This is a genomic window from Aeromonas sp. R5-3, from assembly GCF_040908225.1.
Lineage (GTDB): Bacteria > Pseudomonadota > Gammaproteobacteria > Enterobacterales > Aeromonadaceae > Aeromonas > Aeromonas dhakensis.
This window is the reverse complement of record NZ_JBFODH010000010.1, coordinates 99,341-111,913: the sequence shown is the minus strand read 5'-3', so window position 1 is coordinate 111,913 and position 12,573 is coordinate 99,341. Positions and strand designations below refer to the sequence as shown.

The window sequence follows — 12,573 nt, the reverse complement described above, 5'->3', positions numbered from 1 at the left end:
AAAAATGATTTAGATGGGTCGTTAGCTCAGTCGGTAGAGCAGTTGACTTTTAATCAATTGGTCGCTGGTTCGAATCCAGCACGACCCACCATCATTTCAGAATCCCAGGTCGTTTAGCTCAGCTGGGAGAGCACCTCCCTTACAAGGAGGGGGTCACTGGTTCGATCCCAGTAACGACCACCAGATTGAAAAAGCCCGCAGCAATGCGGGCTTTTTTTATGGCTGTTCGGCATCAGGTTCTCAGCCGCTCGAGCTGGTTGGCCAGCGCCGTCGCGGCCTGTTCCAGCTGCTCGCTCAGGCGGTGGCTGGCATTGGCCTCCTGTCCCAGGGTGGTGGCGGCATCGCCGATCCGCATCAGGTTCTGGTTGATGGTGTCGCTGACGGCGCTCTGCTGCTCGGCCGCCGTGGCCACCTGGCTGATGTGGTCGTGGATCTGCTGGATCTGGGTGACCACCTGGTTGAGGGCTTCAAACGCCTGCTCCGTCCCTTCTACCGTGCTGGCCGAACGGGCGATGCCGGTACTCATCAACTGCTGGCTGCTGCTGACTTCGGTCTGCAGGCTGCCGATGAGCTGACCTATCTCGTCGGTGGACTCCCGGGTCTTGTTGGCCAGGGCCCGCACTTCATCTGCCACCACGGCAAAACCGCGCCCCATGTCGCCGGCCCTCGCCGCCTCGATGGCCGCATTGAGCGCCAGCAGGTTGGTCTGCTCGGCGATGGCCCTGATCACGTCGAGAATGCGGCTGATATTGGTGCTGCGCTGGGCGACCTGGGCGACCGCCTTGTCGGCCTGATGCATGTCCTCGACCAGGGTGTGGATCTCGTTGCGGGCCCGGCTCAGGGTCTGCTGGGCCGTGCTTATGTGGTGGGTCGCCGTCTCAGACTCCTGAGCCGCCTGTTCCGCATAACCCGCCACGCTGACCGCCGTGGTGCTCATCTGATGCATGGCGCTGACCACGCTCTCCAGCTCCAGGCTCTGCTCATCCAGGCTGCTGCGCATGGTGTCGGCCGTCTGCTTCATGCCGCTGGCCTGCTGGTGCACCTGCTGGCCGATCTGCTTGCTGCCCTGCACCATGCCGCGCAGCTTGCCGAGGAAGGCGTTGAGGTGGCCGCCCAGTTCGATCAGCTCCTGGTGGGTGTCTATCTTCATCTGCTGGGTCAGGTCTCCCTCGTGACTGGCGAGGTGAGACACATGGCGGCTGATGAGGGAGAGGGGGGCCGTGATGCTCTGGATGAACCAGATGAGCAACGCCAGCGCCAGCAGGGTGACGACGACGATGGCGATCAACTGCTGCTGCTGGGTGGCCTGCAGCAGGTCGCCCAGCTGGTTGCTGATTGTGTTGGCCTGGCTGAGGGCCAGCGCCTTGGGCACCTTGATCATCAGCCACCACTGGCTGTCGGCGGCATCGATCCTGACCGGTTGCTGCAGGATGAAGTCGCTCTCCGTGCTCTGTGCCTGGCCGGTAGGGGCCGTGAGGCCGGCTTCCGTCAACGGCCGTCCCAGCTTGTCGGCGTGGCGGTTGCTGCCGACGATGAGCCCCATCTTGCTGACCAGGGTGACCTCGGCCTGGTTGTCGTAAAGGCTCTTGCCGAGGCTCTCGGCCAGTTGCTGGAAGATGGGGAGGTTCATGTCGACGCCGGTGATGCCGACAAATTTGCCCGCCTTCAGGATGGGCACCGTCAGGCTGGTCATCAGCATCTGGTTGCCTGGGCTGATTTCGTAGAGATAGGGCTCCATCAGGCAGGGGCGCAGGGTGTCGCGGCCGCACAGGTACCATTCGCTGTTGCGAATGCCGAACTCGTTGACCGAGGTGTCGTATTTGGCGGCACTGCTGGCGGCATCCACCGGCTGCTGGGTGATCTGGCCCCCCTGATCCCGGGTAAAGTAAATCTCCAGGCTGCCCTTGCTGGCGACGGAGTGGGAGGCGCCAGCCATCCAGCTGGCATCCTGACCGTCATACCCGTCGGGCTCAAACTGGGCGTAGATGGAGCTGATACCGCCGGCCTGCTGCAGACGGCTGCGAAGCAGCATTTCGACCTGGGGGCGGCTCAGCAGCCCGTCAGGTTGTGCCATGCCGCCCTCCAGCTGGGCTGCCATGCCCAGCGGCACCTGATAGGACTGTTGCAGCAGGGCGGCTATCTGCACCGCATAGCGCTCGGCTTGAAATTGCAGGGTTCGGGATACCTCCTGCTCCAGCGCCTGGCGGGTCTGGCTCACTATGTCGTTGCGCAGGGAGTTCAGCGAGGAGGATTGCATCAGGGTCATGGCGAGGCCGCTGGCGATAAACAGACCCATGGTGAGCAGCAGCAGCTTGGTTTTGAGTGAACGTTGTTTCATCCGACAACTCCTTTGGCAAGAATGACAACGAATGACATGAGTATATTCGGACGCTTGCACGGCACCTGATTTGTTGATGGGTTTGTGCACGGCTTCTGGTTATAATTTTTGCCTTTCCAAGCGTTGATGGAACAGTCGCAATGAGCAATGCACTGAACAATGTCCCGCCGGTAGTCGAGATGGACTATCCGTTTCCGGCCAAGCCCCTTCCCCTGAGCGCCGAGCAGAAGACGACCCTGATCGCAGACATCAAGGCACTGCTCAAGGAGCGCAAGGCGGTGCTGGTCGCCCACTACTACACGGATCCCGAGATCCAGGCGTTGGCGGAGGAGACCGGCGGTTTCGTCGGTGACTCCCTCGAGATGGCCCGCTTTGGCCGCGATCATGAGGCGCAGACCCTGATCGTCGCCGGGGTGCGCTTCATGGGGGAGACCTCCAAGATCCTGAGCCCCCACAAGCGGGTGCTGATGCCGACCCTGGAGGCCGAGTGTTCCCTCGATCTGGGCTGCCCCATCGAGCAGTTCTCTGCCTTCTGTGACGCCCATCCCGATCACATCGTGGTGGTCTATGCCAATACCTCGGCGGCGGTCAAGGCGCGGGCTGACTGGGTGGTCACCTCCAGCATCGCGCTGGAGATCGTCGAGCACCTGGACAGCCAGGGTCACAAGATCATCTGGGGCCCGGACCGTCACCTGGGGGCCTATATCGAGAAGAAGACGGGCGCCGAGATGCTGCGCTGGCAGGGGCACTGCATCGTCCACGATGAGTTCAAGGCCCGCGCCCTGCGCGAGTTGAAGGAGCAGAATCCGGATGCCGCCGTGCTGGTGCACCCGGAGTCCCCTGCCTCGGTGATCGAACTGGCCGATGCGGTGGGATCCACCAGCCAGCTGATCAAGGCGGCCAGGGAGCTGCCCCAGCAGAAGCTCATCGTGGCGACCGATCGCGGCATCTTCTACAAGATGCAGCAGGCCTGCCCGGAGAAGGAGATGGTGGAAGCGCCGACCGGTGGCGATGGTGCTACCTGCCGCAGCTGTGCCCACTGCCCCTGGATGGCGATGAACGGTCTGGTGGCCATCAAGGAAGCCCTGACCGATGGCGCTGAGCGCCACGAGATCCATGTGGATGAGGCACTGCGGGTGAAGGCTCTGATCCCGCTCGACCGCATGCTTAACTTCGCCGCCGAGCTCAAGCTCAAGACCCAGGGCAACGCCTGATCGTCTCTGATGGCAAGATGCAAAGAGGGCTCCCGCGGGAGCCCTCTTTATTTATCCGTCAGCCGAATCGTCAGATGATGACGGTGGAGAAGCTGTGCCCTTCATCCGGCGCAACGGTCACGCCTGCCTCGCTGGCGATGGCCGCTTCGACGCACAGCATGGTGCGATAGCCGTCATCGCTCATGTCGGCCATGGCACTCGCCCCTTCCAGCCAGGGAGTCCAGACCACCACGCTGTCGTGGTTGCCGCTGACTACCCGGGTCTGACGCTCGCCATCCTGAATGCTGACCTGGGCGTCTGGCTGCCAGTAGACCCTATCCAGCGGCCCGTTCAGGGTCAAGGCGCCCTGCTGCTGGCCATTCTGGCCAGTCAGCTTGTCGGCATAGGGCTCGCCAAGGCCGCTGACGCTCACTGCCTCCGGTGAGCTTATCTGCAGGTAGGTGTGCAGGGCTCCGCCGTAGACAAGGGGCTCTTTACCTGTGTTGCGGGTAGTCAGTACCAGGGCCAGCTCCTTGCCCACCAGCACATCCAGCTCCAGCTCGAAGGCGTGGGGCCAGAGCTGACGAGTGGTCTCGTTGTCGCGCAGAGACAGATGGACGAGCGTACCGTCGCCGTGATCGGAGACGCCGTCCAGCGTCCACAGGCTGGTGCGGGCAAAGCCGTGGGAGGGTTTGCCGCTACCGACGCGGGCCGGCGCCGGGCCAAACCAGGGCCAGCAGAGAGGAATGCCGCCGCGAATGGGTTTGCTGCCATCCAGCACTGCCTTGTCGCTGAGCCAGATGGAGGCGGGTTCATCGTGGCGCTGGTAGCTCAGCACGTGGGCGCCAAACAGGCTGATTTCTGCCCTGGCGTAGCCGTTGTCGATGGTCAGCAGCGGCTGGCCTGCCGGGTGGTGGCTGAGGGTACAGTGGGCAGTCAGAGTGCGTGTCGGTTGCATGAGGACTCCTGTGCTCGCGCACATTCAGAAGAGAGGGGTGGAATAATCCCGGTCCAGAATACAAAAAGGCGGCCCATGGCCGCCTTTTTCAAGCTACTTGATTGCTTATCCCAAATTACTTGGAGATGTGAGCGATCAGGTCCAGAACCTTGCTGGAGTAGCCCATTTCGTTGTCGTACCAGGATACAACTTTAACGAACTTGTCGGTCAGCTGGATACCAGCCTTGGCGTCGAATACGGAGGTCTGACGCTCGCCCAGGAAGTCGGTGGAAACCACTTCGTCTTCGGTGTAGCCCAGCACGCCCTTCATGGCGCCTTCGGAAGCAGCTTTCATCGCTTCGCAGATTTCTGCGTAGGTGGCCGCTTTCTTCAGGTTGACGGTCAGGTCAACAACGGATACGTCCGGAGTCGGAACACGGAAAGCCATACCGGTCAGCAGGCCTTTCAGTTCCGGGATAACGACGCCAACAGCCTTGGCAGCACCGGTAGAGGACGGGATGATGTTCTGAGCCGCGCCGCGGCCACCGCGCCAGTCTTTGGCAGACGGACCATCAACGGTCTTCTGGGTAGCGGTGGTAGCGTGAACGGTGGTCATCAGACCGGATTCGATACCGAAGGTGTCGTTCAGTACTTTGGCGATCGGAGCCAGGCAGTTGGTGGTGCAGGAAGCGTTGGAAACGATGTCCTGGCCAGCGTAGGTAGCGTGGTTAACGCCCATTACGAACATCGGGGTAGCGTCTTTGGACGGACCGGTCAGTACAACTTTCTTGGCGCCGGCAGCGATGTGCTTGCGAGCAGTCTCGTCGGTCAGGAACAGACCGGTAGCTTCGGCAACAACGTCAACACCGATGGCATCCCATTTCAGGTTGGCCGGGTCACGTTCAGCGGTAACACGTACGGTTTTGCCGTTGACAACCAGGTTGCCGTCTTTGACTTCAACGGTGCCCTTGAAGCGGCCGTGAGTGGAGTCGTACTTCAGCATGTAAGCCATGTAGTCAACGTCGATCAGATCGTTGATACCAACAACTTCGATGTCGTTGCGCTCGCAAGCCAGACGGAAGACGAAGCGACCGATGCGGCCAAAACCGTTAATACCTACTTTGATAGTCATAATTGGTTACCTAACTGTTCAGTAGTCAAAGAAAATTCCGCTTGTAAATTTACTAGAACTCCCCCGCGAGTCAACCAACAATCTGTCTGAAATTGCGCTATATCATGAAAAACTGTGAAATTTATTTTCTGTTTATGTAACTGACTACCAGCTTTTGGCGAAATAACTATCGATTGAACCGGCGTGGCAGTTATCAACAATAGTGCCTACTCGGTCACACAACCAGCCAGACAGATGTGTAAAAATGTGCGCGGTTTAGCATGGCCCATAGAGCCACTGTTCAAGTACCACCCATAAAAATTAATCAAAATAGTATAGATAGAATCCACAGCGGGAATTCTCAAACTATGACCACCCTGATTGAACAGCTGGCTGCCGCTAAAGGTATCGCCAGCGAGTATGTTGATGCCTGGGGCCACCCGGCTCAGGTATCCGAAGAGAGCAAGGCCGCCATGCTGGGCGCCATGGGTTACCGCGTCGATGACGAGGCCGCCCTGACCGAGCAGCTTGAGCAGGAACACCGCCAGCACTGGCTGCGTGCGCTGGATCCCGTGATGGTGGTCCGCAGCGGCGAGCCCATTACCCTCGAAGTCCGTCTGCCCATCGAATTCGTCAACGACGCCCTCACCTGGCAGCTCAAGCTGGAGCAGGGCGGCCTGTTGTCCGGTCAGCTTGCCCCCATCGACGGTGAGCTGGTCGGCGTGGCCGAATTCGAAGAGATGGAGTGCCAGGCCTATCGCGTGGCCCTGGATGTGCAGCCAGAGCTGGGTTATCACGATCTGATCCTGCTGGAGGAGGGCAACGACGAGCCGCTCGCCACCATGCGCCTCATCGTCGCGCCCAAGGCGTGCTACAAGCAGCCTCCCATCGCCAATGGCCGCAAGGTGTGGGGCCCGAGCGTGCAGCTCTACTGCCTGCGCAGCCGCCACAACTGGGGCATCGGTGATTTCAGCGATCTGGGTCAGCTGGTCGAGAAGATGGCCGCCTGGGGCGCCCACTTCGTCGGCCTCAACCCGATCCATGCCCTCTATCCGGCCAACCCGGAGAGCGCCAGCCCTTACAGCCCCTCGTCCCGACGCTGGCTCAACGTGGCCTATATCGATGTGGAGGCCGTGCCCGAATTCCAAGGGAACGCAGGCCTCAAGGCGGGAGTGGCAAGCCCCGCTTTCCAGCAGCATCTGAGCGAGCTGCGTGCCAAGGGCAACGTGGATTACACCGGCGTCATCGAGACCAAGCTCGGCATGCTGCGTCAGGTGTTCGATCAGGCCAGCTTGAGTGCCGAGCGTCAGGCCGCCTTCGATGCGTTCGTCGCCGCCGGCGGCGACAGCCTGCAACAACAGGCCGCCTTCGATGCCCTGCAAGCCCACTTCTATGCCAAAGGCGAAAATGCCTGGGGCTGGCCGGTGTGGCCGGAGCCGTTTCGCGACTACCACAATCCTGAAGTGGCGGCCTGGATGGCCGAGCACCGCCAGGATGTGAATTTCTATCTCTATCTGCAGTTCCTGGCCGACGAACAGCTGGCCCGGGCCGACGCCCGTGCCAAGGCGGCGGGCATGGTAATGGGGATCTACCGCGACCTGGCGGTGGGTGTCTCCGAAGGTTCCACCGAGATCTGGGCCAACCGGGATCTCTACTGCCCGAAAGCCTCGGTCGGTGCGCCGCCCGATATTCTGGGCCCGCTCGGCCAGAACTGGGGCCTGCCCCCCATGAACCCGAACCAGCTGTTCGAAGCGGCTTACCAGCCCATGGTGGATCTGTTCCGCGCCAACATGCGTTCCTGCGGCGCCCTGCGCATCGACCACGTGATGGCCTTGCTGCGCCTGTGGTGGGTGCCGCCCGGAGAGTCCGCCGCCAAAGGCGCCTACATCTATTACCCGGTCAACGACCTGCTCGGCATCCTGGCCCTCGAGTCCCACCGCAATCAGTGTCTGCTGATCGGCGAGGATCTCGGTACCGTGCCGGAGGGGATCGATGTGACCCTGAAAGAGAACGGCGTCCACTCCTACAAGGTGTTCTTCTTCGAACGTTCCAAGGCCGATGGCGGCTTCATCTCCCCGGCGCACTATGCCGAGCAGGCGATGTCGGCGCTGACTACCCACGACATGCCGACCCTCAAGGGCTTCTGGCATTGCGACGATCTGGCGCTGGGGCGCGAGCTGGGCTTGTATCCGGATGAAGACGTACTCAAGACCCTGTATGCTGATCGCCACCAGGCCAAGCAGCGCATTCTCGACAGCCTGCACGGCCACGGGGTGATCTCCGGCAACATCAGCCACGACGTGAACTGGGTCGGCATGAACACCGAGCTCAACCACGGTCTGCAACTGCACATGTCCCGCGGCAGCTGCGCCCTGTTCAGCACCCAGCTGGAGGATTGGCTGGAGATGGACAAGCCGGTCAACGTGCCGGGCACCAGTTACGAGTACCCGAACTGGCGCCGCAAGCTCTCCACCGATCTGGAGGATATTTTTGCCAATGAGGCGCTCAAGGCGCTGGCAGGCAAGATGAGCCAGGCCCGTGACGAGGCCAGTCGTTGAGCCACTGCCGACAAAACGTGACTCACTTACATCCGCTTCGGCCCAGGCCGGAGCGGATGCTCAGCTATGAAAGGAAATCTCGATGCTCGTTGAACGTTTGGTTGCAGCCCGCTGTTCCGATCCCTTCTCCCACTTAGGCCTGCAGGCCAACCCGGATGGGCCCGGCCTCAAGCTGACCGTCTGGTTACCCGATGCCCAGGCCGTAAGGGTCAGGGATCTCAAGTCGGGCAAGATTGTTGCCACCCTGGCGCCCACCGATGATTCGGGCCTCTTTGAAACTGTTTTCACCCGCCGTAAAAATCCCTTCCCCTACCAGTTGCTTGCCGACTACCCAGATACCACCGTCGAGGTCATCGACCCTTATCAGTTCCAGGATGCGGGCTGGGCCGGGTTGGCAGAGCTCACCTACCAGCCGGAAAACCTCTACCACACGCTCGGTGCCCAACTGCGCACCGTGGAGCATCTGGACCAGCGAGTGGAAGGGGTGCGCTTTGCGGTCTATGCGCCGAGCGCCACCGCGGTGAGCCTGATCGGCGATTTCAACTTCTGGGATGGCCGTCGTCACCCGATGCAGCGCAGCCAGTGCGGTCACTGGGTGCTGTTCGTGCCGGGCCTCAAGGCGGGGGATCGCTACAAGTTCGAACTGAAAGACCCCATGGGCAACCGGCTGCCGCACAAGAGCGACCCGGTGGGTTTCTACTGCGAGCAGTACCCCTCGTTCGCCTCCGTGGTCTATGACCACGACCAGTACCAGTGGCAGGATGCCGCCTGGCGCGAGAGCCAGCTGAACGACAAGCGGGAGCAGCCGCTCTCCATCTACGAGCTGCACGTCGGCTCCTGGAAGCGCCACCCCAACGGTGACAGCCTGAGCTGGCGCGAGCTGGCGGTGGAGCTGGTCGATTACGTCAAAGAGATGGAATACACCCACATCGAGCTGCTGCCGGTCTCCGAGCACCCGTTCAGCGGCTCCTGGGGCTACCAGCCGGTGGGCATGTTCTCCCCCACCAGTCGCTACGGCAGTGCCGACGACTTCAAGTACTTCGTGGACCAGTGCCACCAGGCCGGGATCGGCGTGATTCTGGATTGGGTGCCCGCCCACTTCCCGTCCGATGCCCACGGTCTGGCTCGCTTCGACGGCACCCCGCTCTACGAGTACGAAGATCCGCGCCGCGGCTGGCATCCGGACTGGAACTCCTACATCTATGACTTCGGTCGCAATACGGTGCGCCAGTTCCTGGTGGCCAGCGCCCTGTTCTGGCTCGACAAATTCCACGTCGACGGCCTGCGGGTAGATGCGGTGGCCTCCATGCTCTATCTGGACTATTCCCGCAACGAGGGGGAGTGGGTACCCAACGTCGATGGCGGCAACCACAACTACGAGGCGATCAGCCTGCTCAAGTGGACCAACGAGGAGGTATACGGCAAGTACCCCCACGCCATGACCATCGCCGAGGAGTCCACCGCCTTTGCCGGGGTCTCCCGTCCCACCTTCCTGGGCGGTCTGGGTTTTGGCTTCAAGTGGAATATGGGCTGGATGCACGACACCCTCACCTACATGCAGAAGGAGCCTATTCACCGTCGCTACCACCACAACGACATGACCTTCTCCATGGTGTACCACTATGACGAGAACTTCATTCTGTCGCTCTCCCACGATGAGGTGGTGCACGGCAAGCACTCCATGCTCTACAAGATGCCGGGGGACGAGTGGCAGCAGGCGGCCAACCTGCGCGCCTACATGGGCTTCATGTATGCTCATCCCGGCAAGAAGCTCAACTTCATGGGCACCGAGATCGCCCAGAGCAACGAGTGGAATCACGATGCCCAGCTGCCCTGGCACCTGCTGCAGTATCCCAAGCATGGCGGCCAGCAGCGACTGATCCACGACCTCAACCACCTCTACCGTCATGAAGCTGCCTTGTATCAGGCGGACTATGAGCAGAACGGCTTCCGCTGGCTGGATCACAACGACGCCGACAACAGCATCTTCGCCTGGCTGCGGGCCGACAAGCAGGGAGCCAACCCGCTGGTGGTGGCCTGCAACTTCACCCCGGTGCCGCGTATCGGTTATCGCCTCGGGGTGCCTGCGGCCGGTCACTACCGGGTGGTGCTCAACACCGACAGCGAGCATTACTGGGGCAGCAACTATGATGTGGGTCTGGTCTTTGTCGCCGAGCCGACCCCCTGGCAGGGGATGGCGCACAGCATAGTGCTGGACTTGCCGCCGCTCGCAACCTTGTTCATCAAACAGGAGCCTTGATGTTTGCAATGGAAAAGGGGCAGGACTACCCGCTGGGAGTGCTGCTCGACAAGACGGGTTGTCACTTCTGCGTCTGGGCGCCGCAATCGGACAAGGTGGAGCTCTGCCTGTTCGACGAGCAGGAGCGGGAGCTGGCTCGTCTCGAGCTGCCCGGCCGGCGCGGCCAGTACCGCTTCGGCTATGTGCGCGGGGTTAGGGCCGGCCAGCGTTACGGCTACCGGGTGCACGGCATCTCCCAGGAGGGGATGCTGTTCGACCCGGACAAGCTGCTGATCGACCCCTATGCCAAGGCACTCAGCCGCCCCACCTATTGGGACGATGCCCTCTATCAGGGGGACAGCGCGGCCATGGTGGCCAAATCGGTGGTGGTGGATGATGCCTTCGACTGGCAGGGGGTGGGCAAGCCCGCCATCGAGCCAGCCCGCACCGTCATCTACGAGGCCCACGTCAAGGGCCTCACCCGCCAGCATCAGGGGGTGCCGAGCGAGCTGCGCGGCACCTATCTGGGGATCTGCCACCCGCTCATCATCGAACATCTCAAGTCCCTCGGCGTTAGCGCGGTGCAGCTGATGCCGGTGGCGGCCTTCATGTCCGAGCCCAGGCTCGAGCAGCTGGGGCTCACCAACTACTGGGGTTACAACCCCATCGCCTTCTTCGCCCCCGAGCCGCGCTATGCGGCGCAGGAGGCGGTGACCGAGTTCAAGACCATGGTGCGCGAGCTGCACAGAGCCGGGCTCGAGGTGATCCTGGACGTGGTCTACAACCACACCGCGGAGGCGGGCTTCGACGGTCCAGTGCTCTCCTTCAAGGGCTTTGACAACGCCGGTTACTACGCCTTCGAGGCGGGGGCCCACGGCCCCGATTACACTCGCCACGCCAACGTCACCGGTTGCGGCAACAGCGTCAATCTGGATCACCCCAACAGCCTGCGGCTGGTGCTCGATGCCCTGCGCTACTGGGTCACCGAGATGCAGGTGGACGGCTTTCGCTTCGATCTGGCGGTCACCCTGGCGCGCGAGGCGGGGGAGTTTGACCCCATGGGGGCCTTCTTCAAGGCCATGATGGCGGATCCCGTGCTGGCGCGAGTCAAGCTCATCGCCGAGCCCTGGGATATCGGCCCGTTCGGTTATCGGCTCGGCCAGTTTCCGAGCCAGTGGCTGGAGATCAACGACCGCTACCGCGACACGGTGCGCGCCTTCTGGCGCGGCGATGCGGGCAAGATGGGGGACTTTGCCACCCGGCTGGTGGGCTCACGGGATCTGTTCCCGAAGAACTGGCGCTCCCCCCATACCAGCGTCAACTACCTCTGCTATCACGACGGCTTCACCCTGGAGGATCTGGTCTCCTACAACCAGCGCCACAACCAGGCCAACGGCGAGGACAACCGGGACGGCCACGGCAACAACCTCTCCTGCAACCACGGCGTCGAGGGGCCGACGCTCGACCCCAGGGTGAACAACCTGCGCCAGCAGCAGAAGCGCAACCTGATCGCCACCCTGCTGCTCTCCCAGGGCACACCGCACTTCCTCGCCGGCGACGAGATGGGCCGCAGCCAGCTTGGCAACAACAACGCCTACTGCCAGGACAACCAGATCAGCTGGGTCAACTGGCAGTGGCGACCGGAGGACGAGCGGCTGCTTGCCTTCACCCAGCAGATGATGGCGCTGCGGGCGGAGTCCACCGTCTTCTCCAACCTGCAGCTGAGCGACGACAGCTGGAATGGCGCCCCCAGCAGCTGCCACCAGGTCAACTGGTATCACCCGGACGGTCATCAGCTCACCGATCAGGACTGGCACGCCCCCATGGGGCAGGCGTTTGCCATGGACATCGGGATGATTGGTTGCTGCGGGGAGCGCTGGTTCGTGCTGTTCAACGCCAGCGACTACGACATCCAGTTTCGCTTGCCGCCGCCGGGGGATGGCATGGAGTGGATCCAGACCATCGACACCGCCACCAATGACGGCTTGCCGTTCCTGCCCGACGACATCAAGCGGCAGGTGGCGGTGGGCCGGGCCCACTCCCTCAAGCTGCTGGAGCGGGTGGCCCTGAGTGCGGTGGCGCTGGCGGAGGAAGAGGCGCTGGCCACTGCGGATGTTGCCGCCGTGTTGCCAACGGGATCACAGTTCCCGCTGGCGGGGTAGAGTGCGGCGCCCTGACTGGGTATGCTGGGCACCGT

Annotated in this window: 7 protein-coding genes and 2 tRNA genes; 6 read left to right on the top strand and 3 right to left on the bottom strand. The window is 62.1% G+C overall.

The window, feature by feature from the left end:
* Positions 1-15: 15 nt before the first annotated feature.
* Positions 16-91, top strand: a tRNA-Lys gene (locus AB5Y95_RS05200).
* A gap of 16 nt (positions 92-107) precedes the next feature.
* Positions 108-183, top strand: a tRNA-Val gene (locus AB5Y95_RS05195).
* A gap of 49 nt (positions 184-232) precedes the next feature.
* On the opposite strand, the gene AB5Y95_RS05190 is transcribed toward AB5Y95_RS05195, so the two are convergent.
* The gene (locus AB5Y95_RS05190; protein ID WP_095591424.1) at positions 233-2,338 is read right to left on the bottom strand and encodes a methyl-accepting chemotaxis protein; all 2,106 of its coding nucleotides are present in this window, start codon (positions 2,336-2,338) and stop codon (positions 233-235) included.
* Between the two features lie 140 nt (positions 2,339-2,478).
* On the opposite strand from AB5Y95_RS05190, the gene nadA reads away from it, so the two are divergent.
* Positions 2,479-3,552 carry a quinolinate synthase NadA gene (gene nadA, locus AB5Y95_RS05185; protein ID WP_017787586.1) on the top strand — a complete coding sequence of 358 codons (1,074 nt, stop codon included), beginning with the start codon at positions 2,479-2,481 and terminating at the stop codon, positions 3,550-3,552.
* A gap of 70 nt (positions 3,553-3,622) precedes the next feature.
* Here nadA and AB5Y95_RS05180 read toward each other — a convergent pair whose 3' ends face one another.
* On the bottom strand, positions 3,623-4,489 hold the full coding sequence (locus AB5Y95_RS05180; RefSeq protein WP_368159808.1) for a D-hexose-6-phosphate mutarotase: 867 nt from the start codon (positions 4,487-4,489) through the stop codon (positions 3,623-3,625).
* Between the two features lie 115 nt (positions 4,490-4,604).
* The gene (gene gap, locus AB5Y95_RS05175) at positions 4,605-5,600 is read right to left on the bottom strand and encodes a type I glyceraldehyde-3-phosphate dehydrogenase (protein WP_005304894.1); all 996 of its coding nucleotides are present in this window, start codon (positions 5,598-5,600) and stop codon (positions 4,605-4,607) included.
* A gap of 347 nt (positions 5,601-5,947) precedes the next feature.
* Between gap and malQ the strand changes: the two genes are divergently transcribed.
* The 3 genes from malQ (at position 5,948) to glgX (ending at position 12,538) form a co-directional block, all read left to right on the top strand.
* Positions 5,948-8,137: a 4-alpha-glucanotransferase gene (gene malQ, locus AB5Y95_RS05170; protein WP_368159805.1), complete on the top strand. Its 2,190-nt coding sequence runs from the start codon at positions 5,948-5,950 to the stop codon at positions 8,135-8,137.
* An 82-nt stretch (positions 8,138-8,219) separates the two neighbouring features.
* Positions 8,220-10,397 (top strand): 1,4-alpha-glucan branching protein GlgB, encoded by a 2,178-nt coding sequence (gene glgB / locus AB5Y95_RS05165; protein WP_043171911.1) that lies wholly within the window; start codon positions 8,220-8,222, stop codon positions 10,395-10,397.
* Positions 10,397-12,538, top strand: a complete 2,142-nt coding sequence (gene glgX, locus AB5Y95_RS05160; protein WP_368159802.1) for a glycogen debranching protein GlgX — start codon at positions 10,397-10,399, stop codon at positions 12,536-12,538. The genes glgB and glgX overlap by 1 nt, the downstream gene beginning before the upstream one ends.
* Positions 12,539-12,573: the final 35 nt, after the last annotated feature.

What these genes read in the sequence shown, in the direction of transcription:
- gap (WP_005304894.1), bottom strand. Translation starts at nt 5,600, where the DNA reads ATGACTATCAAAGTAGGTATTAACGGTTTTGGCCGCATCGGTCGCTTC.
- AB5Y95_RS05190 (WP_095591424.1), bottom strand. Translation starts at nt 2,338, where the DNA reads ATGAAACAACGTTCACTCAAAACCAAGCTGCTGCTGCTCACCATGGGT.
- malQ (WP_368159805.1), top strand. Translation starts at nt 5,948, where the DNA reads ATGACCACCCTGATTGAACAGCTGGCTGCCGCTAAAGGTATCGCCAGC.
- glgB (WP_043171911.1), top strand. Translation starts at nt 8,220, where the DNA reads ATGCTCGTTGAACGTTTGGTTGCAGCCCGCTGTTCCGATCCCTTCTCC.
- glgX (WP_368159802.1), top strand. Translation starts at nt 10,397, where the DNA reads ATGTTTGCAATGGAAAAGGGGCAGGACTACCCGCTGGGAGTGCTGCTC.
- nadA (WP_017787586.1), top strand. Translation starts at nt 2,479, where the DNA reads ATGAGCAATGCACTGAACAATGTCCCGCCGGTAGTCGAGATGGACTAT.
- AB5Y95_RS05180 (WP_368159808.1), bottom strand. Translation starts at nt 4,489, where the DNA reads ATGCAACCGACACGCACTCTGACTGCCCACTGTACCCTCAGCCACCAC.